Source organism: Streptomyces monticola (genome assembly GCF_042665355.1).
In the GTDB taxonomy this organism is placed as follows: Bacteria; Actinomycetota; Actinomycetes; order Streptomycetales; family Streptomycetaceae; genus Streptomyces; species Streptomyces monticola.
In genome coordinates this window covers 265,880-285,841 of record NZ_JBHTCF010000006.1, presented here as the reverse complement: position 1 = coordinate 285,841, position 19,962 = coordinate 265,880, and the positions used below count along the sequence as shown (strand labels likewise).

The 19,962-nt window shown below is 67.8% G+C and carries 19 protein-coding genes; 10 read left to right on the top strand and 9 right to left on the bottom strand.

Features of this window, described 5'->3' with window-relative positions; genetic code table 11:
• The first annotated feature begins 100 nt into the window (after positions 1-100).
• From sigM to trxA, 4 genes are all read left to right on the top strand, one after another.
• Positions 101-868, top strand: a complete 768-nt coding sequence (gene sigM, locus ACFQVC_RS17230; RefSeq protein WP_381831312.1) for an RNA polymerase sigma factor SigM — start codon at positions 101-103, stop codon at positions 866-868.
• Positions 865-1,899 (top strand): anti-sigma factor, encoded by a 1,035-nt coding sequence (locus ACFQVC_RS17225; protein ID WP_381831311.1) that lies wholly within the window; start codon positions 865-867, stop codon positions 1,897-1,899. The genes sigM and ACFQVC_RS17225 overlap by 4 nt, the downstream gene beginning before the upstream one ends.
• 162 nt (positions 1,900-2,061) lie before the next feature.
• The gene (gene trxB, locus ACFQVC_RS17220) at positions 2,062-3,024 is read left to right on the top strand and encodes a thioredoxin-disulfide reductase (RefSeq protein ID WP_381831310.1); all 963 of its coding nucleotides are present in this window, start codon (positions 2,062-2,064) and stop codon (positions 3,022-3,024) included.
• A 43-nt stretch (positions 3,025-3,067) separates the two neighbouring features.
• Positions 3,068-3,397: a thioredoxin gene (trxA, locus tag ACFQVC_RS17215; protein WP_381831309.1), complete on the top strand. Its 330-nt coding sequence runs from the start codon at positions 3,068-3,070 to the stop codon at positions 3,395-3,397.
• Between the two features lie 144 nt (positions 3,398-3,541).
• Here the strand turns inward: trxA and ACFQVC_RS17210 are convergent, their stop codons facing one another.
• The 9 genes from ACFQVC_RS17210 to rpmH form a co-directional block, all read right to left on the bottom strand.
• Positions 3,542-4,159 carry a GNAT family N-acetyltransferase gene (locus ACFQVC_RS17210; protein ID WP_381831308.1) on the bottom strand — a complete coding sequence of 206 codons (618 nt, stop codon included), beginning with the start codon at positions 4,157-4,159 and terminating at the stop codon, positions 3,542-3,544.
• 303 nt (positions 4,160-4,462) lie between these two features.
• A complete protein-coding gene (locus ACFQVC_RS17205; protein WP_381831307.1) occupies positions 4,463-5,557 on the bottom strand; it encodes a ParB/RepB/Spo0J family partition protein in 1,095 nt (364 codons plus the stop codon).
• The gene (locus ACFQVC_RS17200) at positions 5,554-6,630 is read right to left on the bottom strand and encodes a ParA family protein (protein WP_381831471.1); all 1,077 of its coding nucleotides are present in this window, start codon (positions 6,628-6,630) and stop codon (positions 5,554-5,556) included. Before ACFQVC_RS17200 ends, ACFQVC_RS17205 begins: the two co-directional genes overlap by 4 nt.
• 253 nt (positions 6,631-6,883) lie before the next feature.
• Positions 6,884-7,600 carry a 16S rRNA (guanine(527)-N(7))-methyltransferase RsmG gene (rsmG, locus tag ACFQVC_RS17195; protein WP_381831306.1) on the bottom strand — a complete coding sequence of 239 codons (717 nt, stop codon included), beginning with the start codon at positions 7,598-7,600 and terminating at the stop codon, positions 6,884-6,886.
• Between the two features lie 96 nt (positions 7,601-7,696).
• Positions 7,697-8,212 carry a Jag family protein gene (locus ACFQVC_RS17190; RefSeq protein WP_381831305.1) on the bottom strand — a complete coding sequence of 172 codons (516 nt, stop codon included), beginning with the start codon at positions 8,210-8,212 and terminating at the stop codon, positions 7,697-7,699.
• A 15-nt stretch (positions 8,213-8,227) separates the two neighbouring features.
• The gene (gene yidC, locus ACFQVC_RS17185) at positions 8,228-9,508 is read right to left on the bottom strand and encodes a membrane protein insertase YidC (RefSeq protein WP_381831304.1); all 1,281 of its coding nucleotides are present in this window, start codon (positions 9,506-9,508) and stop codon (positions 8,228-8,230) included.
• Positions 9,509-9,511: 3 nt separating this feature from the next.
• A complete protein-coding gene (yidD, locus tag ACFQVC_RS17180; RefSeq protein WP_308945462.1) occupies positions 9,512-9,820 on the bottom strand; it encodes a membrane protein insertion efficiency factor YidD in 309 nt (102 codons plus the stop codon).
• Positions 9,817-10,188, bottom strand: a complete 372-nt coding sequence (gene rnpA, locus ACFQVC_RS17175; protein ID WP_381831303.1) for a ribonuclease P protein component — start codon at positions 10,186-10,188, stop codon at positions 9,817-9,819. Before rnpA ends, yidD begins: the two co-directional genes overlap by 4 nt.
• A 22-nt stretch (positions 10,189-10,210) precedes the next feature.
• The gene (rpmH, locus tag ACFQVC_RS17170) at positions 10,211-10,348 is read right to left on the bottom strand and encodes a 50S ribosomal protein L34 (RefSeq protein WP_016644655.1); all 138 of its coding nucleotides are present in this window, start codon (positions 10,346-10,348) and stop codon (positions 10,211-10,213) included.
• A 378-nt stretch (positions 10,349-10,726) separates the two neighbouring features.
• On the opposite strand from rpmH, the gene dnaA reads away from it, so the two are divergent.
• The 6 genes from dnaA (at position 10,727) to gyrB (ending at position 19,923) form a co-directional block, all read left to right on the top strand.
• Positions 10,727-12,739: a chromosomal replication initiator protein DnaA gene (gene dnaA / locus ACFQVC_RS17165; RefSeq protein WP_381831302.1), complete on the top strand. Its 2,013-nt coding sequence runs from the start codon at positions 10,727-10,729 to the stop codon at positions 12,737-12,739.
• An 884-nt stretch (positions 12,740-13,623) separates the two neighbouring features.
• Positions 13,624-14,754, top strand: coding sequence for a DNA polymerase III subunit beta (dnaN, locus tag ACFQVC_RS17160; protein WP_381831301.1), 1,131 nt, complete (start codon positions 13,624-13,626; stop codon positions 14,752-14,754).
• Positions 14,755-14,880: 126 nt separating this feature from the next.
• The gene (gnd, locus tag ACFQVC_RS17155; RefSeq protein WP_381831300.1) at positions 14,881-15,765 is read left to right on the top strand and encodes a phosphogluconate dehydrogenase (NAD(+)-dependent, decarboxylating); all 885 of its coding nucleotides are present in this window, start codon (positions 14,881-14,883) and stop codon (positions 15,763-15,765) included.
• A gap of 91 nt (positions 15,766-15,856) precedes the next feature.
• A complete protein-coding gene (gene recF, locus ACFQVC_RS17150) occupies positions 15,857-16,978 on the top strand; it encodes a DNA replication/repair protein RecF (RefSeq protein ID WP_381831299.1) in 1,122 nt (373 codons plus the stop codon).
• Positions 16,975-17,535 (top strand): DciA family protein, encoded by a 561-nt coding sequence (locus ACFQVC_RS17145; protein ID WP_381831298.1) that lies wholly within the window; start codon positions 16,975-16,977, stop codon positions 17,533-17,535. The genes recF and ACFQVC_RS17145 overlap by 4 nt, the downstream gene beginning before the upstream one ends.
• A gap of 321 nt (positions 17,536-17,856) precedes the next feature.
• Complete coding sequence (gene gyrB / locus ACFQVC_RS17140; protein ID WP_381831297.1) at positions 17,857-19,923, top strand: DNA topoisomerase (ATP-hydrolyzing) subunit B; 2,067 nt, start codon at positions 17,857-17,859, stop codon at positions 19,921-19,923.
• The last annotated feature ends 39 nt before the right edge of the window (positions 19,924-19,962 follow it).

Sequence of the window (19,962 nt, the reverse complement as noted above, 5' to 3'; positions counted from 1 at the left end):
TTCTACTGCCGCAAGGGCCCGGTTACCCGGCATTCGCAACTATTTACACGCACTTGGGGCCCGGATACTCTGAGCCCTTCGACAGAGGTAGGGGGAGCAGGTGCAGCCGGAGGAGACCTCGGGAACCCCTGACGCGACTCTCCTGGCCCGCCATGTCGCCGGGGACCCCGATGCCTTCGGCGAGCTCGTACGCCGCCACCGTGACCGGCTGTGGGCGGTGGCACTGCGCACCCTGGGGGATCGGGAAGAGGCCGCCGACGCGGTGCAGGACGCCCTCGTCTCGGCCTACCGCGCGGCACACACATTTCGCGGACAGTCCGCGGTCACCACGTGGCTGCACCGGATCACCGTCAACGCATGCCTCGACCGTGCGCGTAAGGCGGCCTCCAGGAAGACCTCGCCGGTCGATGACACCGAGCGCCTGGAGCAGCTCCTCGAACCGCATGAGTCCGCGTCCGAGCCCGCCGAGCGCCGCGATCTCCACCGCCAGCTCATCGAGGCCCTCGGCACGCTCCCGCCGGATCAGCGGGCCGCTCTCGTGCTCGTCGACATGCAGGGCTACCCGGTGGCCGAGGCCGCCGAGGTCCTCGGAGTTCCGACAGGAACCGTGAAGAGTCGCTGTGCGCGCGGCAGAGCCCGGCTCCTGCCGTTGCTCAGCCATCTCCGCACGGAAAGAGCCGACGGCGGGAACCGCCCTGAGAGAAAGAAGCAAGACCCGGGACGGAACCGGTCCCAGGGGGCATCCGTCCCACCGGCAGCGGGACCGCGCGAAGCGCGACCGCACACCGCAGGACCGGACGACGCAGGACCGCAGGGAACAGGGCCAGGGGATTCAGCTGCCGTGAAGGGCGGAGGTGGGCGAGCGTGACATCCACGACCGGCGCGGCCGAGCACCCGGAAGTATCGGAGATCTCCGACCTCACCGAAGGCCTGCTCTCGCCGGCCCGCACCACCGATGTACGTCGCCATCTGGACGGCTGTGAACTCTGCAGCGAGGTGCACGACTCCCTGACGGAGATCCGCGATCTGCTCGGCACGCTCCCCGGCCCGCCGCGGATGCCCGCCGACGTCGCGGGGCGCATCGATGCGGCGCTGGCCGCGGAGGCTCTTCTCGATGCCACCGCACCGGAAGCCCGGGGGTCCGTGAATCCCGCGGCATCCGTGAGCACTCCGACGTCCGTGAGCACTCCGGAGCCGCTGTCGGCTCCAGGGCGGGACGGTGTCGAGACGCCCCGTGAAGCCGAAACGCCGCGTGAAACCCAGCTTCCTGTTTCACGTGAAACACAGCCCACCTCAACATCGAGTGGAGCCGTCGACCGGCCCTCCGGTCATCCCCGGGCGGCGACCGGGCCCGGGCGCCGGAGTTCGGCAACTCGGCGTCGGCGGCGGGGAATCGCCACCGCAGCCCTGGGCGCCTTCGCCACGGTGGCCGCCATCGGTCTGGGCGTCCTGCTGCTGCGACCGGACGGCGGCAGCCAGGGGGACACCCCACAGGCCTCAGACAAAGCTGACCCTCGTGTGTTCTCCGAGAGCGCACTGGACGACCAGGTCGCATCGCTCCTCACCAAGAAGAACGACGCGGCACCGGACGGCGAATCCTCCAAGCCTTCCCTGAGCGCCGAGACGAGTCCTCCTACCCCGAAGCACACGCGCCTGCGCGATCCGGGAGACGCCGGTCCCAAGGTCCCGCAGTGCGTCAAGCTCGGCATCGGCCGCGACACTCTCCCGATCGCCGCCAAGGAAGGCATCTACAAGGGCGTGGCCGCCTATCTCGTGGTGCTGCCCGATGCGCGGGACGCCTCCCGCGTCACCGCCTATGTCGTCGACTCCACCTGCGACGGAAAAGCCTCCGCGAGCAAGGGCGAGGTTCTGCTGACCCGCTCGTACCCGCGCGGCTGACCTACGGATCCAGCGCCAGAAGCACAGGGGTGCGCACGGACACACCATGTGCGCGGACACACCGGGAATGCACGCCCCGTAGGATCCGTTGGGTGGGGTGAGAGTCCTGAACAGGGCTCATCCCGAGGCATTAGGCAGTCCGCAGAGACGAGGAATCAAGCCGTGACCGACGTCCGTAACGTGATCATCATCGGCTCCGGGCCCGCCGGCTACACGGCCGCGCTGTACACCGCGCGCGCCTCGCTGAAGCCGCTGGTGTTCGAGGGTGCCGTCACCGCCGGCGGTGCGCTGATGAACACCACCGAGGTGGAGAACTTCCCCGGGTTCCAGGACGGCGTCATGGGCCCCGAGCTCATGGACAATATGCGGGCCCAGGCGGAGCGCTTCGGCGCCGAGCTGATCCCCGACGATGTCGTCGCCGTGGACCTCACCGGCGAGATCAAGACGGTGACCGATACGGCGGGCACGGTGCACCGCGCCAAGGCCGTCATCATCACCACCGGTTCCCAGCACCGCAAGCTCGGTCTGCCGAACGAGGACGCACTCTCCGGACGCGGCGTCTCCTGGTGCGCGACGTGCGACGGCTTCTTCTTCAAGGACCAGGACATCGCCGTGATCGGTGGCGGTGACACCGCGATGGAAGAGGCCACGTTCCTCTCGCGCTTCGCGAAGTCCGTGACGATCGTCCACCGCCGCGACAGCCTGCGCGCATCGAAGGCCATGCAGGACCGAGCCTTTGCCGACCCCAAGATCAAGTTCATCTGGGACAACGGGGTCGCCGAGATCCACGGCGACCAGAAGCTCACCGGCCTGACCCTGCGCAACACCAAGACCGGCGAGACGTCTGAACTCCCCGTGACCGGATTGTTCATCGCGATCGGCCACGACCCGCGCACCGAGCTCTTCAAGGGCCAGCTCGATCTGGACGACGAGGGCTACCTCAAGGTCGAGGCCCCGTCGACCCGGACCAACCTGACCGGTGTCTTCGCCGCCGGTGACGTGGTCGACCACACCTACCGCCAGGCGATCACTGCGGCCGGCACCGGCTGCTCCGCCGCGCTGGACGCCGAGCGCTTCCTGGCCGCTCTCGCCGACAACGAGACCGCGGCCGCCGCCGCAGTCTGAACCCAACTCCCCTCAGCCACCCCTCAGTAAGGAGAACAACGCCATGGCCGGTGCCACGATTACCGTGACGGACGCCGACTTCGACGAGAAGGTCCTCAACAGCGACAAGCCGGTGCTCGTCGACTTCTGGGCCGCCTGGTGCGGACCGTGCCGTCAGATCGCCCCGTCGCTCGAGGCGATCGCGGCTGAGCATGACGAGATCATCGTCGCCAAGCTCAACATCGACGAGAACCCGGCCACCGCGGCGAAGTACGGCGTCATGTCGATTCCGACGCTGAACGTCTACAAGGGCGGCGAGGTCGCCAAGACCATCGTCGGTGCCAAGCCGAAGGCCGCGATCGTCCGCGACCTCGAGGACTTCATCGGCGAGTGAGCCAACCCGTGTACAGCGAATCGCTTCGCTGTTTCACGTGAAACGGGCCCGCCCCTCAAGGGGGTTGGGCCCGTTCTCATTGTTCTCGCGCTGCCCATGCTGTTCTCGCACTGCCGATGCTGATCCAGCAGTGCCGATGCCCGCTCACAGCGGCCGTAGCGCAGGTTCCTTCTGTACCGCTCCGAGCAGTCGGTCCAGCGCCAGCTCCACATCTTCCTTCCAGGACAGCGTCGTGCGCAGTTCCAGCCTCAGCCGCGGGTAGGCCGGGTGCGGCCGCACCGTCTTGAAGCCCACCGCCAGCAGATGGTCGGCGGGCAGGACACAGGCCGGCTCACTCCACCGGGCATCCCCGAACGCCTCTATCGCCTTGAAGCCTCTGCGCAGCAGGTCCTTGGCGACCGTCTGCACCATCACGCGTCCCAGCCCCTGCCCCTGGTACCCCGGCATGATCCAGGCCGTCATCAGCTGCACCGCATCCGCCGCCACAGGGCTTGTCGGAAAGGCCAGGGATCGCGGCACATAGGCCGGAGGGGCGTAGAGAACAAAGCCGACCGGCACCTCGTCCACATAGACGACGCGCCCGCATGAGCCCCACTCCAGCAGGACCGCCGAGATCCAGGCTTCCTTCTCCAGCTCCGGAGTGCCCGCCTTTACCGCGGCCTGCCCGCTGACCGGATCCAGCTCCCAGAAGACACACGTGCGGCAGCGCTTGGGGAGATCCGGGAGATTGTCCAGCGTGAGCGGTACGAGCCGACGCCCCATGAAGGCAGTTCCTCACTTCCTTCGCGCGCCACCCCGTGGGCGGCTGTCAGAGCGCTCCGTTCCCTGAGCAGGCTGCCGACGAACCCTCCGACTGCGCCCAGTCCGAGTCCCGCAGTCACCAGGCCGGTGCGGCTCACCGTTCGCATGGCCCCCGCCTCCCTCTCCTGAGGTGCCACCAGGTGGATGCGCCATACCCAAACGCATCGTATCCAGCATCTGATTGCATCGATACCGCCAGAAAGCAAAGAGCGGGCCGTGTTCCGGTACACACCGGACACGGCCCGCTCTCAGCGGTCTATACGCTCAGCTCTCTTCTTCCTCTTGCTCGGAGAGCCCCTTCTCCAGAACCGACCCCTCACCCGGGGCCAGCGAACCGAGGATGCGGTTCAGGTCGTCCATCGAGGCAAACTCGACGACGATCTTGCCCTTCTTCTGCCCCAGGTCGACCTTCACCCGGGTCTCGAAGCGGTCCGACAGCCGGGAGGCCAGATCGGTGAGGGCCGGCGAAAGGCGCCCTCCGGCGCGCGGCCCCTTGTTTCGCGGAGCGCTCTTCGGCCGGGAGCCCATCAGCGTGACGATCTCCTCGACCGCCCGCACCGACAGCCCTTCGGCAACGATCCGGTGAGCGAGGCGGTCCTGCTCCTCCGAGTCCTCGACGGCGAGCAGCGCGCGGGCGTGCCCGGCTGACAGCACGCCTGCGGCAACCCTGCGCTGTACCGCCGGGGACAGCTTGAGAAGCCTCAGCGTGTTGGAGACCTGCGGCCGTGAACGACCGATCCGGTCCGCCAGCTGGTCATGTGTGCAGCTGAAGTCCTTGAGCAGCTGGTCGTACGCGGCCGCCTCCTCAAGAGGGTTCAGCTGCGCACGGTGCAGGTTCTCCAGGAGCGCGTCCAGGAGAAGCTTCTCGTCCTCCGTGGCACGCACGATGGCCGGGATACGCTCCAGGCCCGCCTCACGACAGGCCCGCCAACGGCGCTCGCCCATGATGAGCTCATACCGCGACGGCCCCAACTGCCTTACGACGACGGGCTGGAGAAGCCCGACCTCCTTGATGGAGGTGATCAGCTCCGAGAGGGCGTCCTCGTCGAAGACCTCACGCGGCTGCCGCGGGTTGGGCGTGATGGAGTCGAGCGGAAGCTCGGCGAAGTGAGCCCCCGGGGGAGGCTCCGGCGTGGGAGCTGCCGCAGTCGCCGGCTCCTCGGTTTCACGTGGAACGTTCCCCTGCGGCAGAGAGGCGACCTTGGCGGCCGCCACTCCACGCTCCGCGGTGAGGAGCGGCACGGCTCCCGGAGACGTCCCTGCTTCACCAGGCGCCGGTACTGTCGGCTTCTCACCGGTCGGGGCCGCGGGGATCAGCGCGCCAAGTCCGCGCCCCAGCCCTCTACGTCGCTCGCTCACTGGATCCCCTCCGACAGATTTCGCTGATCATTCTGGGCGCCAGCATGGGCGTGCTGTGCGTCGTAACGCACACCTACGCCACGAAGCGCCATCTCTCGTGCCGCCTCAAGATACGAGAGAGCACCACTGGAGCCCGGATCATAGGTCAGTACGGTCTGCCCGTAGCTCGGAGCCTCGGAGATACGCACGGAACGGGGGATGCTCGTCCGCAGCACCTCGTCGCCGAAGTGGTTGCGCACTTCGTCCGCCACCTGGGAGGCAAGGCGGGTCCGGCCGTCGTACATGGTGAGCAGGATCGTCGACACATGCAGATCCGGATTGAGGTGGCCGCGCACCAGATCGACATTGCGCAGAAGCTGGCCGAGCCCCTCCAGTGCGTAGTACTCGCACTGGATCGGGATAAGGACCTCGGCGCCGGCGACCAATGCGTTCACGGTCAACAGGCCCAAGGACGGCGGGCAGTCGATGAGAACGTAGTCCAGAGGCTGCTCGTACGCCTGGATCGCCCGCTGCAGTCGGCTCTCTCGTGCGACCAGCGACACCAGCTCGATCTCCGCACCGGCGAGATCGATGGTGGCGGGCGCGCAGAAGAGACCCTCTACATCGGGGACTGGCTGGACGACTTCGGAGAGAGGCTTGCTCTCCACCAACACGTCGTAGATAGAAGGGACTTCGGCGTGATGGTCGATCCCAAGCGCGGTGGACGCATTGCCCTGAGGATCGAGGTCGATCACCAGGACGCGCGCACCGTGCAGCGCGAGTGACGCGGCCAGATTCACCGTCGTCGTGGTCTTGCCGACCCCGCCCTTCTGGTTGGCGACCACCATGACTCGGGTCTGCTCAGGCCGTGGCAGGCCCTCGCCGGCGCGGCCGAGAGCTTCCACCGCCAGTTGGGCAGCACGTCCAATGGGGGTGTCGTCCATCGGAGTCGGTGTTTCACGTGAAACATCCTCCCCCGCCGATTCGGTACGGGGACCGGGGACCGGATCGGTCATCGGTCCCGCGATGTTGGCGTCGGACCGCAACGATTCACTCTCCTCGACTTCAGGCTCGCAATGAACAGAGCCTCCCATGTCTTTGGGGTCGTGAACCAGCGAGGCCCGTTCTTCTGTGGATGAATCCACCTCTGTGGAAAACTCCGTGCCCCCTACGGGGGGCTTGCGATCACGCGGAGCCGCAGCGCGACCACGGCTGATGATGCCATGCAGCAGTGAGCGACGTTTCACGTGAAACACGATGCCTAGCAGTCAACGTCAGAAGCTCACGACACTCCGACGTGCGTCAGTTTGGCTGCTTGTGTGGAGTATGGCTGGCCATCAGGACGGATCAGCGTCGGCGTCGTACGCGCCCCGCCCTGGCCGCCTTGGCCCGCTTCGCCGCGAAGCGCACACCGCCCGGGCTCTCACCGACCTCGACCCGCACCACCGTGGACAGCGGGTCCACCACTCCGTCGCCGACATGCAGCACGGAGACATCGACGGCGCCGAGCTTGTTCAGCGCCGCACGGGCGGTCTTGACCTCTTCCTCGGCCGTATCGCCCTTCAGCAACAGCATCTCGCCGTACGGGCGCAGCAGCGGCACTCCCCATGTGGCGAGACGGTCGAGTGGGGCCACCGCCCGCGCGGTCACCACATGGACGGGCGTCAGCTTCCCCAGGACCTCTTCGGCCCGTCCGCGAACGACGGTGACGTGCTCCAGGCCCAGGAGCTCCACCACTTCCGTGAGGAAGTTGGTGCGGCGCAGCAGGGGTTCAAGGAGGGTGATCTTCAGGTCGGGCCGGACCAGGGCCAGTGGGATACCCGGCAGCCCGGCGCCCGAGCCGACATCGCACACCGTCACGCCCTCGGGCACGACCTCGGAGAGCACCGCGCAGTTCAGCAGGTGCCGCTCCCAGAGCCGGGGCACCTCACGCGGGCCGATCAGCCCCCGCTGTACCCCGGCGTCGGCCAGAAGCTCCGCGTACCGGACCGCATCGGCGAAGCGCTCACCGAATACCTCCCGAGCCTGTTCCGGCGCCGGGGGGAGTTCTGCTGCCTCCGTCACGGGGACCGTCCTTCCGTACCGCACTGGGTGCTGACTATCAGGCTGACAAAGATCGGCCCCGCCTGCGAACAGACGGGGCCGGATACTGCGCGTCGCTCAGGCGGGCAGGACGACGACGAAGCGCTGCGGCTCTTCGCCCTCGGACTCGCTGCGCAGACCCGCGCTCTTGACCGCGTCGTGGACGACCTTGCGCTCGAACGGCGTCATCGGCTTGAGCTTCATCGGCTCGCCCGAGCTCTTGACCTCGGCGGCAGCCTTGGCGCCCAGCTCGGAGAGTTCCGTGCGCTTCTTCGCCCGGTAGCCCGCGATGTCGAGCATCAGACGGCTGCGGTCACCGGTCTCACGGTGCACCGCCAGGCGCGTGAGCTCCTGAAGCGCTTCGAGCACTTCGCCGTCACGGCCGACCAGCTTCTGCAGGTCACGGCTGCCGGAGTCGCTGATGATCGAGACAGCGGCCCGGTCGGCCTCGACGTCCATGTCGATGTCGCCGTCGAGATCGGCGATGTCCAGCAGACCTTCGAGGTAGTCCGCCGCGATCTCGCCCTCCTGCTCAAGGCGGGTCAGGGTGTCGCCGGCCTCAGCAGCAGCCGAGGTGGTGGTGCCTTCCGTCACGGGATGGACTCCTTCTTACTTCTTGGACGGGTGCTTGGGGCGCTGCTGGCCCTTGCGCTGCCCGGACTTGGCTTTGCTGCGGTTACCGGAGTTGGGCTTGGCACCCGCCGGCTTGGCCTGAGAGGTGGAGTCCTTGGGCTCGTCCCCGGACTTCGTCAGGGAGGTCTTGGACGCCGCCTCGTCCTCCTTGGCGGCCGCCTGGGCCTGCCGCTGGGACTTGCTCTGCCGCTTGGGCTGCTGCCGCTTGGGCGTACCTCCACCGGCGGAGGCACCGCTGTCGTCATCGGCCACGGCGACGGCCGTATCGCTCTTCGCCACGACACCGTCGGTCTGGGCCGCCAGGCCGGCCTTGCTCAGGCCGTTGATGAACTTGCGCTCGGTGTCGTTGCGGTCCCGGCCCTTGGCCACGATCGCCTTGACGATATTGCGCTCACTCTTACGCATCTTGCCGCCCGGGTTCCGGGTCAGCCGCGCCTGCAGACGTTCGAGGTAGGCGGCCTGCGCCTTGCTGCCAGGGGTCGGGTTCTGGCGGATGACGTACATCTGCTGGCCCATGGTCCACACGTTGGTGGTCAGCCAGTAGACGAGAACACCGACGGGGAAGTTGATACCGAAGACCGCGAAGATGACGGGGAAGACGTACATCAGCATCTTCTGCTGCTGCATGAACGGCGTCTTGACCGTCATGTCGACGTTCTTCGTCATCAGCTGGCGCTGCGTGAAGAACTGCGACAGCGACATCATGATGATCATGACCGCGGTGACGATGCGGACGTTGAGCAGCGTGGCGTCCAGGGACGCGACCTTCTCGGCGCTGTCCATGAACTTGGCGGCCAGCGGGGCACCGAAGATATGGGCCTTCTGGGCGCTCGCGAGCAGCGCGCCGTCGATCTCACCGATCGGCTTGTTCGACGCGATGCCGTTCAGCACGTGGTACAGGGCGAAGAAGAACGGCGACTGCGCCAGGATGGGAAGGCACGAGGAGAGCGGGTTGGTACCCGTCTCCTTGTACAGCTTCATCATCTCTTCGGACTGACGCTGCTTGTCGTTCTTGTAGCGCTCCTGGATCTTCTTCATCTCGGGCTGCAGCGTCTGCATGCCACGAGTCGCCTTGATCTGCTTCACGAAGAGCGGGATCAGGCAGATACGAATCAGGATCACCAGGGACACGATGGACAGTCCCCAGGCCCAGCCCGTGTCGGGGCCGAAGATCGCCCCGTACAGCTTGTGGAACTGGACGATGATCCAGGAGACAGGTGTGGTGATAAAGCTGAAGAGACTGGCAATCGTGTCCACTAATCAGGCTCCTTGAGCATGGGACGGGGTCTCAGTGGCGGAGTTCCCGCCCTTGTTGCGCCAGGCGTTGCGCAGCATTTCGTGCCAGCGTGGCCGCTTGCGCGGCGGCACATGATCGACACCACCGTGCGACCACGGATTGCACCGCAGGATGCGCCAAGCGGTGAGCGCCGTCCCCTTGATCGCACCGTGGCGATCGATGGCCTGGAAGCCGTAGTGGGAGCACGACGGGTAGTACTTGCACACCGGCCCCAGCAATGGGCTGATGGTCCACTGGTAGATCTTGATCAGAGCCAGCAGCGGGTACTTCATCGCGCGCCCCCTCCCAGCAGCCGCTGTAGTGCGACATCCAGGTCTCGGGCCAGCTGTGCATGGTCGGCGTCGCCTGCACCGGGCAACGCTCGTACGACTACCAGGCTACCGGGGGGCAGCTGGTCGAGCCGTTCGCGCATCAAGTGGCGAAGTCTGCGCTTCACCTTGTTGCGTACGACCGCTCCGCCCACGGCCTTGCTCACGACGAAACCCGCACACGTCGGGGGAACGCTCTCCCCAGGCGCGTGCGGGTCCGTTGCACCGCTGCGTAGATGGACGACGAGAAGCGGGCGTCCGGCCCGGCGTCCTCGGCGTACCGCGGTCGCGAAGTCTTCGCGCCGCCTCAGCCGGTTGTCGGTAGGCAGCACGACGTCATGACCTGTCGTGCGATCAGGCAGACAGGCGGGCGCGACCCTTGCTGCGGCGGGACGCCAGGACGGCGCGGCCGGCACGGGTCCGCATACGCAGCCGGAAGCCGTGGGTCTTCGCGCGACGACGGTTGTTCGGCTGGAAGGTGCGCTTGCTCACTCGGGGGCTCCAGAAATGAATCGGGTGACTGCGGGGTGTCGCTTGGCTGTCACCGTGCGCCCGCGAAGAGCTCGCATACGCCCGAGTGCACCGCTGCACGGGCCCTCGGGTCCGTGATCCATGCCCATCGGAGGCAGGCGGCAGCAGCCATCGACAACTCGACCTGGTTACGGTACGCGCGGCTACGCCATCCGGTCAAACCGGCAGCACACCGGGAGACACTGTGCACAGCCTGTGGACAACAACTTGAACCGCACCGGTCGCCCTGACTACCTTGGCTGAACTCCGATTCGTTCCCTTCCCACCGCACCACCCGATTTCCGTTACGACCTGTCCCAAGAACCACACATTCGTGGGACCCATGAGAGAGCGTGCCCTGTGGCTGACGTACCTGCCGATCTTGCCGCAGTGTGGCCACGAGTGCTGGAACAACTCCTCGGCGAGGGTCGCGGTCAGGGTGTCGAGGCGAAGGACGAGCACTGGATCAAGCGCTGCCAGCCCTTGGCGCTGGTCGCCGACACCGCACTGCTGGCCGTTCCGAACGAGTTCGCCAAGGGCGTCCTCGAGGGCCGGCTCGCGCCCATCGTCAGCGAGACCCTCAGCCGTGAGTGCGGCCGGCCGATCCGTATCGCCATCACGGTCGACGACTCCGCGGCCGAGCCCGCCCCGCCCGCGCCCCCGGTGCAGCGCTACGACGACCCGCAGCAGCGTTACGACGAGCACGAGTCGCCCTCGTCCGGCCAGAGCCAGGGGCAGGGGCAGGGGCAGGCGCAGGGCCGGGACCCGAGGGACCAGAGGGATCAGAGAGACCCGCGGGATCAGCGCGAGCAGCAGTACGAGAGCTACCGGCGCCACGACGACGGCCCGCCCGGACGCCACGAGCAGCACCCCGGCGCCCGCCCGGACCAGCTGCCGACGGCCCGCCCCGCCTATCCGGACTACCAGCGTTCCGAGCCCGGCGCCTGGCCGCGGCCGACGCAGGACGACTACGGCTGGCAGCAGCCGCGGCTCGGGTTCCCGGAGCGCGACCCCTATGCCTCGCACCCGCAGCAGCCCCAGCACGACTACCGCCCCGGCCCGCCGCAGGACCGCTCGCAGTACGAACAGCAGGAGCGGCCGCAGTACGACCAGCAGGAGCGGCCCTCGTACGAGCAGCAGGAGCGCTCGCCCTACGAGCCGCCGCGCGCCGAGCGCCGTGACCACAACGACTCGGGACGCCCCGGCCACGGTGGCCATCAGGGCCCCGGCAACCGCGGTGTGCACGGCGGCGGCCCCGGCTCGAGCTCGCTGCCCGCGTCCAGTGGCGCCCCCGGCCCGCTGGCCGCGCAGCCCGCACCCGCCACGGGCCCTGGTGAGCCGACCGCCCGCCTGAACCCCAAGTACCTCTTCGACACCTTCGTCATCGGCGCCTCGAACCGGTTCGCGCACGCGGCCGCGGTCGCGGTCGCCGAGGCGCCGGCGAAGGCGTACAACCCGCTGTTCATCTACGGGGAGTCGGGACTCGGCAAAACACATCTGCTGCACGCCATCGGGCACTATGCGCGCAGCCTCTACCCGGGTACACGGGTGCGCTATGTGAGCTCGGAGGAGTTCACCAACGAGTTCATCAACTCCATCCGCGACGGCAAGGGCGACAGCTTCCGCAAGCGCTACCGCGAGATGGACATCCTGCTCGTCGACGACATCCAGTTCCTCGCGGACAAGGAGTCGACGCAGGAGGAGTTCTTCCACACCTTCAACACGCTCCACAACGCGAACAAGCAGATCGTGCTCTCCAGCGACCGGCCGCCCAAGCAGCTGGTGACCCTGGAGGACCGGCTGCGCAACCGGTTCGAGTGGGGACTGATCACCGACGTCCAGCCGCCCGAGCTGGAGACGCGCATCGCGATCCTCCGTAAGAAGGCGGTGCAGGAGCAGCTCAACGCCCCGCCGGAGGTCCTTGAGTTCATCGCCTCGCGGATCTCGCGGAACATCCGTGAGCTGGAGGGCGCGCTGATCCGGGTGACGGCGTTCGCGTCGCTCAACCGTCAGCCGGTCGACCTCGGGCTGACCGAGATCGTGCTCAAGGACCTGATCCCGGGCGGCGAGGACGCGGCTCCGGAGATCACGGCGACGGCCATCATGGCCGCCACCGCCGACTACTTCGGGCTCACGGTGGACGACCTGTGCGGATCCTCGCGCAGCCGCGTCCTGGTGACGGCCCGCCAGATCGCCATGTACCTCTGCCGCGAGCTGACCGATCTCTCGCTGCCGAAGATCGGTGCCCAGTTCGGGGGCCGCGACCACACGACGGTGATGCACGCCGACCGGAAGATCCGCGCGCTGATGGCCGAGCGGCGCTCCATCTACAACCAGGTCACCGAGCTCACCAACCGCATCAAGAACGGCTGACAGCAGCCGAGATACGGCTCCTCAGGGCGCTCCGGGACACCGTTCCGGAGCGCCCTGAGTGCTTTCCGGCTCCCGTTCGCGCTCCCCGGCGGCCGCGCGGTGTTCGATTCCCTTGCGGGACACGGCTGTTCTCCACAGATCTGCCGCCTTTTTGCCGTCCACACCCTGGGGACTGGGAAGTTGTCCATACTGCGTCCACAAGGAGGCCTGGTGACACACCATCAAGCCAGGTCAGCCGGTTGTGGATTGGTGGACGAACGATCTCCACAGCCTGTGGATGAATCTTGTGCCCACAGGGCTGCCCGAGCGTTGTCCACCAGCGGCCCACAGGCTTCGGGCAGTTGTCCCCAGCTTTACCCGGCTTCTCCACACACCTGTCCACTGTTCGGCAACGCAACGCGCCCTCTCACCGGGTCGAGTGAAAGCCGTCACACCAAGGTGTCCGGTTGGGCTGTGGGGAACCGGGGTAAAGCTGGGGACGGCGCTGGGGAGAAGTCGCCCTGCCCTGTGCACCGGGTGTGCAGAACTTTCCCCCGTCCACAGCGGAGCATGGTTTTCCACGGTCCCCGCCCACAGGCGCAGTGGACAAAAAATGGGCTCTGACCTGCGAAAACGAGGTTTTCCACCGTTTCCACAGCCCCTACTACTACCCCCACGTAGATAGACCGGGGAAATTGCCTCGAAGACGGGGCTGTGCACAACTCGGGGTTCGTCGGTCGGCTGCCGCTCATCACGACTTGACCCCGACCCGCACCGAGTGTCCGTGCCGTACGTCAGACTGGTCCCCGGCGTTCTCCCCACCCTGGGGACTCGCCAATCAGACGACGAAGGCTCAGCAGGCCAAGCAGGGCGAGCAGCCAGGCAACAGCAGGAGGCGGCTTACGGTGAAGATCCGGGTGGAGCGCGATGTACTCGCGGAGGCAGTGGCCTGGGCGGCGCGCAGCCTCCCGGCCCGTCCGCCGGCGCCGGTCCTGGCGGGCCTGCTGCTGAAGGCGGAGGACGGCGCCCTGAGCCTGTCCGGCTTCGACTACGAGGTCTCGGCGCGGGTCTCGGTCGAGGCGGAGATCGAGGAGGACGGCACGGTTCTCGTGTCCGGCCGACTGCTCGCGGACATCTGCCGCGCCCTCCCCAACCGCCCGGTGGAGATCTCCACAGACGGTGTGCGGGCGACCGTGGTCTGCGGCTCCTCGCGATTCACACTCCACACCCTGCCTGTGGAGGAGTACCCGGCGCTGCCGCAGATGCCCACCGCCACCGGCACCGTGCCCGGTGAGGTCTTCGCCGCCGCGGCCGCCCAGGTCGCCATCGCGGCCGGCCGTGACGACACCCTGCCGGTGCTCACGGGTGTGCGGATCGAGATCGAGGGCGACACGGTCACGCTGGCCTCCACCGACCGCTACCGCTTCGCGGTCCGCGAGTTCCTGTGGAAGCCCGAGGTGCCCGACACCTCCGCGGTCGCCCTGGTGCCCGCCAAGACCCTGCAGGACACCGCCAAGTCCCTGACGAGCGGCGACAGCGTCACCATCGCGCTGTCCAGCTCGGGCGCTGGCGAGGGCCTGATCGGTTTCGAGGGCGCCGGGCGGCGTACGACGACGCGGCTGCTCGAAGGCGATCTGCCGAAGTACCGCACCCTGTTCCCCACCGAGTTCAACTCGGTCGCGGTCATCGAGACCGCCCCGTTCGTGGAGGCCGTGAAGCGCGTGGCCCTGGTGGCCGAGCGGAACACTCCGGTCCGGCTGAGCTTCGAGCAGGGCGTGCTGATCCTGGAGGCCGGCTCCAGCGATGACGCACAGGCTGTGGAAAGGGTCGACGCCCAGCTGGAGGGCGACGACATCTCGATCGCCTTCAACCCGACGTTCCTGCTCGACGGCCTGAGTGCGATCGACTCCCCGGCCGCCCAGCTCTCCTTCACGACGTCCACCAAGCCCGCGCTGCTCAGCGGCAAGCCGGCCGTGGACGCCGAGGCGGACGAGGCGTACAAGTACCTGATCATGCCCGTGCGCCTCAGCGGCTGAGCCGTAGAGGGACCAGGCCCGGCCGCGCTCAGCTGTGCGGCCGAGGCCAGCAGGTGTGCGGCCAGGTCCGGGCGTAGTCTCGGACGTGGGTACGAAACACCAGCACGCTAGTTGAAGGAACACCTGATGGAGCTTGGTCTCGTCGGTCTGGGCAAGATGGGCGGCAACATGCGCGAGCGCATCCGCCGCGCAGGCCACACCGTCATCGGATACGACCGCAACCCGGACCTCGCGGATGTCCACAGCCTGCAGGAGCTCGTGGGGAAGCTGAAGGGCCCCCGCGTGGTCTGGGTCATGGTGCCGGCCGGTGCCGCGACGCAGTCCACCATCGATGAGCTGGCCGAGCTTCTCGAGCCCGGCGATGTCGTCGTGGACGGCGGCAACTCCCGCTGGACGGACGACGAGAAGCACGCCGAGGAGCTCGCGGCCAAGGGCATCGGCTTCGTCGACTGCGGTGTTTCCGGCGGCGTCTGGGGCCTGGAGAACGGCTACGCGCTGATGTACGGCGGCGACAAGGAGCACGTCGCCAAGGTGCAGCCGGTGTTCGACGCGCTGAAGCCGGAGGGCGACTTCGGCTCCGTGCACGCGGGCAAGGTCGGCGCGGGCCACTTCGCCAAGATGGTCCACAACGGCATCGAGTACGCGATGATGCAGGCCTACGCCGAGGGCTGGGAGCTGCTTGAGGCCGTGGACTCGGTCACCGATGTGCGCGAGGTGTTCCGCAGCTGGCAGGAGGGCACGGTCATCCGCTCCTGGCTGCTCGACCTGGCGGTCAACGCCCTCGACGACGACGAGCACCTCGACAAGCTCAAGGGTTTCGCACAGGACTCCGGCGAAGGCCGCTGGACTGTGGAAGCCGCCATCGACAAGGCCGTTCCGCTGCCCGCCATCACCGCGTCCCTCTTCGCGCGTTTCGCTTCGCGCCAGGAGGACTCGCCGCAGATGAAGATGATCGCGGCGCTGCGCAACCAGTTCGGCGGCCACGCCGTCGAGTCCAAGAGCGAGCACTGATCGGGCGGGGCGCTGTTCCCGCACGCACTGATCCACAGCCTGTGCAGGGCCGTCAGCTAGTGAAGTAGGCCGGGGGAGGTCGGCGTACACCATGCACGTCACGCATCTGTCGCTGGCCGACTTCCGGTCGTACGCCCGGGTCGAGGTTCCGCTCGACCCGGGCGTCACCGCGTTCGTGGGCCCCAACGGCCAGGGCAAGACCAATCTGGTGGAGGCGGTCGGCTATCTGGCCAGCCTGGGCAGCCACCGGGTCTCGTCGGACGCCCCCCTCGTCCGTATGGGAGCCGACCGGGCGATCATCCGGGCCGCGGTCCGCCAGGGCGAGCGCCAGCAGCTGATCGAGCTCGAGCTCAACCCGGGCCGGGCGAACCGTGCCCGCATCAATAGGTCCTCGCAGGTCAGACCGCGTGATGTACTCGGCATCGTGCGTACGGTCCTGTTCGCGCCGGAGGATCTCGCCCTGGTGAAGGGCGACCCGGGCGAGCGCCGCCGCTTCCTCGACGAGCTGATCACGGCACGCTCCCCGCGGATGGCGGGGGTGCGCTCCGACTACGACCGCGTCCTCAAACAGCGCAACACCCTGCTCAAGTCCGCGGCCATGGCCCGCAGACACGGCGGCCGGTCGATGGACATGTCCACGCTCGACGTCTGGGACCAGCATCTGGCCCGGGCCGGCGCGGAGTTGCTCGCCCACCGGCTCGATCTGATCGCCACCCTGCAGCCCCTCGCCGACAAGGCGTACGAGCAGCTGGCGCCCGGCGGCGGTCCGCTCGCCCTGGAGTACCGGCCGTCGGCCGAAGGCCCCGGGCAGAGCCGCGAGGAGCTGTACGAGCAGGTGATCGCCGCGCTCGCCGATGTCCGCAAGCAGGAGATCGAGCGGGGTGTGACCCTGGTCGGCCCGCACCGCGACGATCTGCTCCTCAAGCTCGGCGAACTCCCCGCCAAGGGGTACGCGAGCCACGGCGAGTCCTGGTCGTACGCCCTCGCTCTGCGCCTGGCCTCGTACGACCTGCTGCGTGCCGAGGGGAACGAACCGGTGCTCGTACTCGACGACGTCTTCGCGGAACTGGACGCCCGCCGCCGGGAACGGCTAGCGGAACTGGTCGCTCCGGGCGAGCAGGTGCTGGTGACGGCCGCGGTGGACGACGACGTGCCGGCAGTGCTCGCGGGCACGCGGTTCAGCGTCGCCGCGGGAGAGGTGACGCGCGCATGACCGAATCAGAGGGCCCCGTCGGCCGGCCGGGCGATCCCGGGGTGCCGAAGAAGACCCCCGAGCCCACCGGAGTGGACCTCGCCCGTGTCGCCCTGCGCGCCGCAAAGGAACAGGCACGCGCGCGTGGTGCCGCCGCGGAGCAGAAGAAGCAGGCCCGGCGTGGCGGCCTCAGGTCCGGCGCACGCGCGGACGGCCGGGACCCGCAGCCGCTGGGCGCCGCCATCAACCGCCTCATCACCGAACGCGGCTGGGAGACCCCCGCCGCGGTGGGCGGCGTCATGGGCCGCTGGCCGCAGATCGTCGGCGAGGACCTGGCCAACCACTGTGTGCCGCAGAAGTACGACGAGGAGGCACGTGTCCTCGTCGTCCAGTGCGACTCGACGACCTGGGCGACACAGCTGCGCCTGCTCGCCCCGCAGCTCGTGGCGCGGCTCAACCAGGACCTCGGACAGGGCACCGTAAAGCTGATCAAGGTGTACGGACCCCAGGGTCCCGCCCGCCGCTTCGGCCCCTTGCGCGCCCCCGGAAGCACGGGCCCCGGCGACACTTACGGCTAGGACCTGGCCAGGCCCTCCCTCACCGTAGTGGAGGGTTGACAGCCCGAAGCGCTGAGTGCCGGTGTGAGCCTCTTGGAGCCCCGCTCCGCATATGGGGAGTCGGCTGCGGCCGGTTCAGGGCGGCACATGAGGACTCAGGTACCGGCAAACGCCCATCACTGTCGGCGCTACCGGTAGACTGGAAGCTAATCTCGCCCCATTCGTGGGACGCGGTCAGAAACGCACGCGAGAAGCTGCATCAGGCTGTCCAACCTCAGCCGACCACCAGTCGACACACACTGAACGACGCAGCCGCTCCCGCCGAAGACGGGGGCTCGGCTTGTGCTGTGCCAGAAAGGGCGCTTCGTGGCCGATTCCGGCAACCCCAACGAGAACATCCCGTCCCCTGCCGCCGGTGGGAACGGCGAGGCAGCAGCCTCGTCGTACGACGCCAGCGCCATCACCGTCCTCGAGGGTCTGGACGCGGTCCGCAAGCGACCCGGCATGTACATCGGCTCCACCGGTGAGCGCGGACTGCACCACCTCGTGCAGGAAGTCGTCGACAACTCCGTCGACGAGGCGATGGCCGGGTACGCGGACACCATCGACGTCACGATCCTGCCCGACGGCGGCGTGCGCGTCGTCGACAACGGCCGCGGTATTCCGGTGGGTATCCATCCCGTCGAGAAGAAGCCGGCCGTCGAGGTCGTGCTCACCGTGCTGCACGCGGGCGGCAAGTTCGGCGGCGGCGGTTACGCGGTCTCCGGCGGTCTGCACGGCGTCGGCGTCTCCGTAGTGAACGCGCTGTCGACCAAGCTGTCCGTCGACATCAAGACCGACGGCTACCGCTGGACGCAGGACTACAAGGCAGGTGCCCCGACCGCGCCGCTGGAGCGGCACGAGGCCACCGACGAGACCGGTACGTCGGTGACGTTCTGGGCCGACGGCGAGATCTTCGAGACCACGGAGTACTCCTTCGAGACGCTCTCGCGGCGCTTCCAGGAGATGGCCTTCCTCAACAAGGGCCTGACGATCAAGCTGACGGACGAGCGTGCGTCCGCGAAGGCCGTGGCCGGCGCCGACACCGCCGAGTCCGGCGACGACGAGCAGGTCCGCTCGGTCACGTACCACTACGAAGGCGGCATCGTCGACTTCGTGAAGTACCTCAACTCCCGCAAGGGCGACGTCATTCACCCCACGGTGATCGACGTGGAGGCCGAGGACAAGGAGCGGATGCTCTCGGTCGAGATCGCCATGCAGTGGAACACGCAGTTCACCGAGGGCGTCTACTCCTTCGCGAACACGATCCACACCCATGAGGGCGGTACGCACGAAGAGGGCTTCCGTTCCGCGCTGACCTCCCTGGTCAACCGGTACGCACGCGACAAGAAGCTGCTCCGCGAGAAGGACGACAACCTCTCCGGCGAGGACATCCGCGAGGGCCTGACCGCGATCATCTCGGTCAAGCTCGGCGAGCCCCAGTTCGAGGGCCAGACCAAGACCAAGCTGGGCAACACCGAGGCGAAGACCTTCGTCCAGAAGGTCGTGCACGAGCACCTCACGGACTGGCTGGACCGCAATCCGAACGAGGCGGCGGACATCGTCCGCAAGTCGATCCAGGCCCAGACCGCGCGCGTCGCCGCCCGCAAGGCCCGCGACCTGACCCGCCGCAAGGGCCTCCTGGAGAGCGCCTCGCTGCCGGGCAAGCTGAGCGACTGCCAGTCCAACGACCCGACGAAGTGCGAGATCTTCATCGTCGAGGGTGACTCCGCAGGCGGCTCGGCCAAGTCCGGCCGTAACCCGCAGTACCAAGCGATCCTGCCCATTCGCGGCAAGATCCTGAACGTGGAGAAGGCCAGGGTCGACAAGATCCTGCAGAACACCGAGGTCCAGGCCCTTATCTCGGCCTTCGGCACCGGGGTCCACGAGGACTTCGACATCGAGAAGCTCCGCTACCACAAGATCATCTTGATGGCGGACGCCGACGTCGACGGCCAGCACATCAACACCCTGCTGCTGACCTTCCTGTTCCGCTTCATGCGCCCGCTGGTCGAGGCCGGGCACGTGTACCTCTCCCGTCCGCCGCTGTACAAGCTCAAGTGGTCGAGGGACGACTTCGAGTACGCGTACTCGGACCGCGAGCGTGACGCCATGGTCGAGCTGGGCAAGCAGGCCGGCAAGCGCTTCCGCGACGACACGATCCAGCGCTTCAAGGGTCTCGGCGAGATGAACGCCGAGGAGCTGCGCATCACCACCATGGACGTCGACCACCGAGTGCTCGGCCAGGTGACGCTCGACGACGCGGCCCAGGCCGACGACCTGTTCTCCGTGCTCATGGGTGAGGACGTCGAGGCACGGCGCTCGTTCATCCAGCGCAACGCCAAGGACGTCCGCTTCCTCGACATCTGAGTCGGCCGTACCAGCCGCAGCTCGAAAGGACTTTGACCA

Bases quoted from the DNA above. Each gene is read 5' to 3' on its own strand.
- ACFQVC_RS17145 (WP_381831298.1), top strand. From the start codon at position 16,975: ATGACCGAATCAGAGGGCCCCGTCGGCCGGCCGGGCGATCCCGGGGTG.
- ACFQVC_RS17210 (WP_381831308.1), bottom strand. From the start codon at position 4,159: ATGGGGCGTCGGCTCGTACCGCTCACGCTGGACAATCTCCCGGATCTC.
- recF (WP_381831299.1), top strand. From the start codon at position 15,857: ATGCACGTCACGCATCTGTCGCTGGCCGACTTCCGGTCGTACGCCCGG.
- ACFQVC_RS17200 (WP_381831471.1), bottom strand. From the start codon at position 6,630: ATGGGAGGCTCTGTTCATTGCGAGCCTGAAGTCGAGGAGAGTGAATCG.
- trxA (WP_381831309.1), top strand. From the start codon at position 3,068: ATGGCCGGTGCCACGATTACCGTGACGGACGCCGACTTCGACGAGAAG.
- yidD (WP_308945462.1), bottom strand. From the start codon at position 9,820: ATGAAGTACCCGCTGCTGGCTCTGATCAAGATCTACCAGTGGACCATC.
- gnd (WP_381831300.1), top strand. From the start codon at position 14,881: ATGGAGCTTGGTCTCGTCGGTCTGGGCAAGATGGGCGGCAACATGCGC.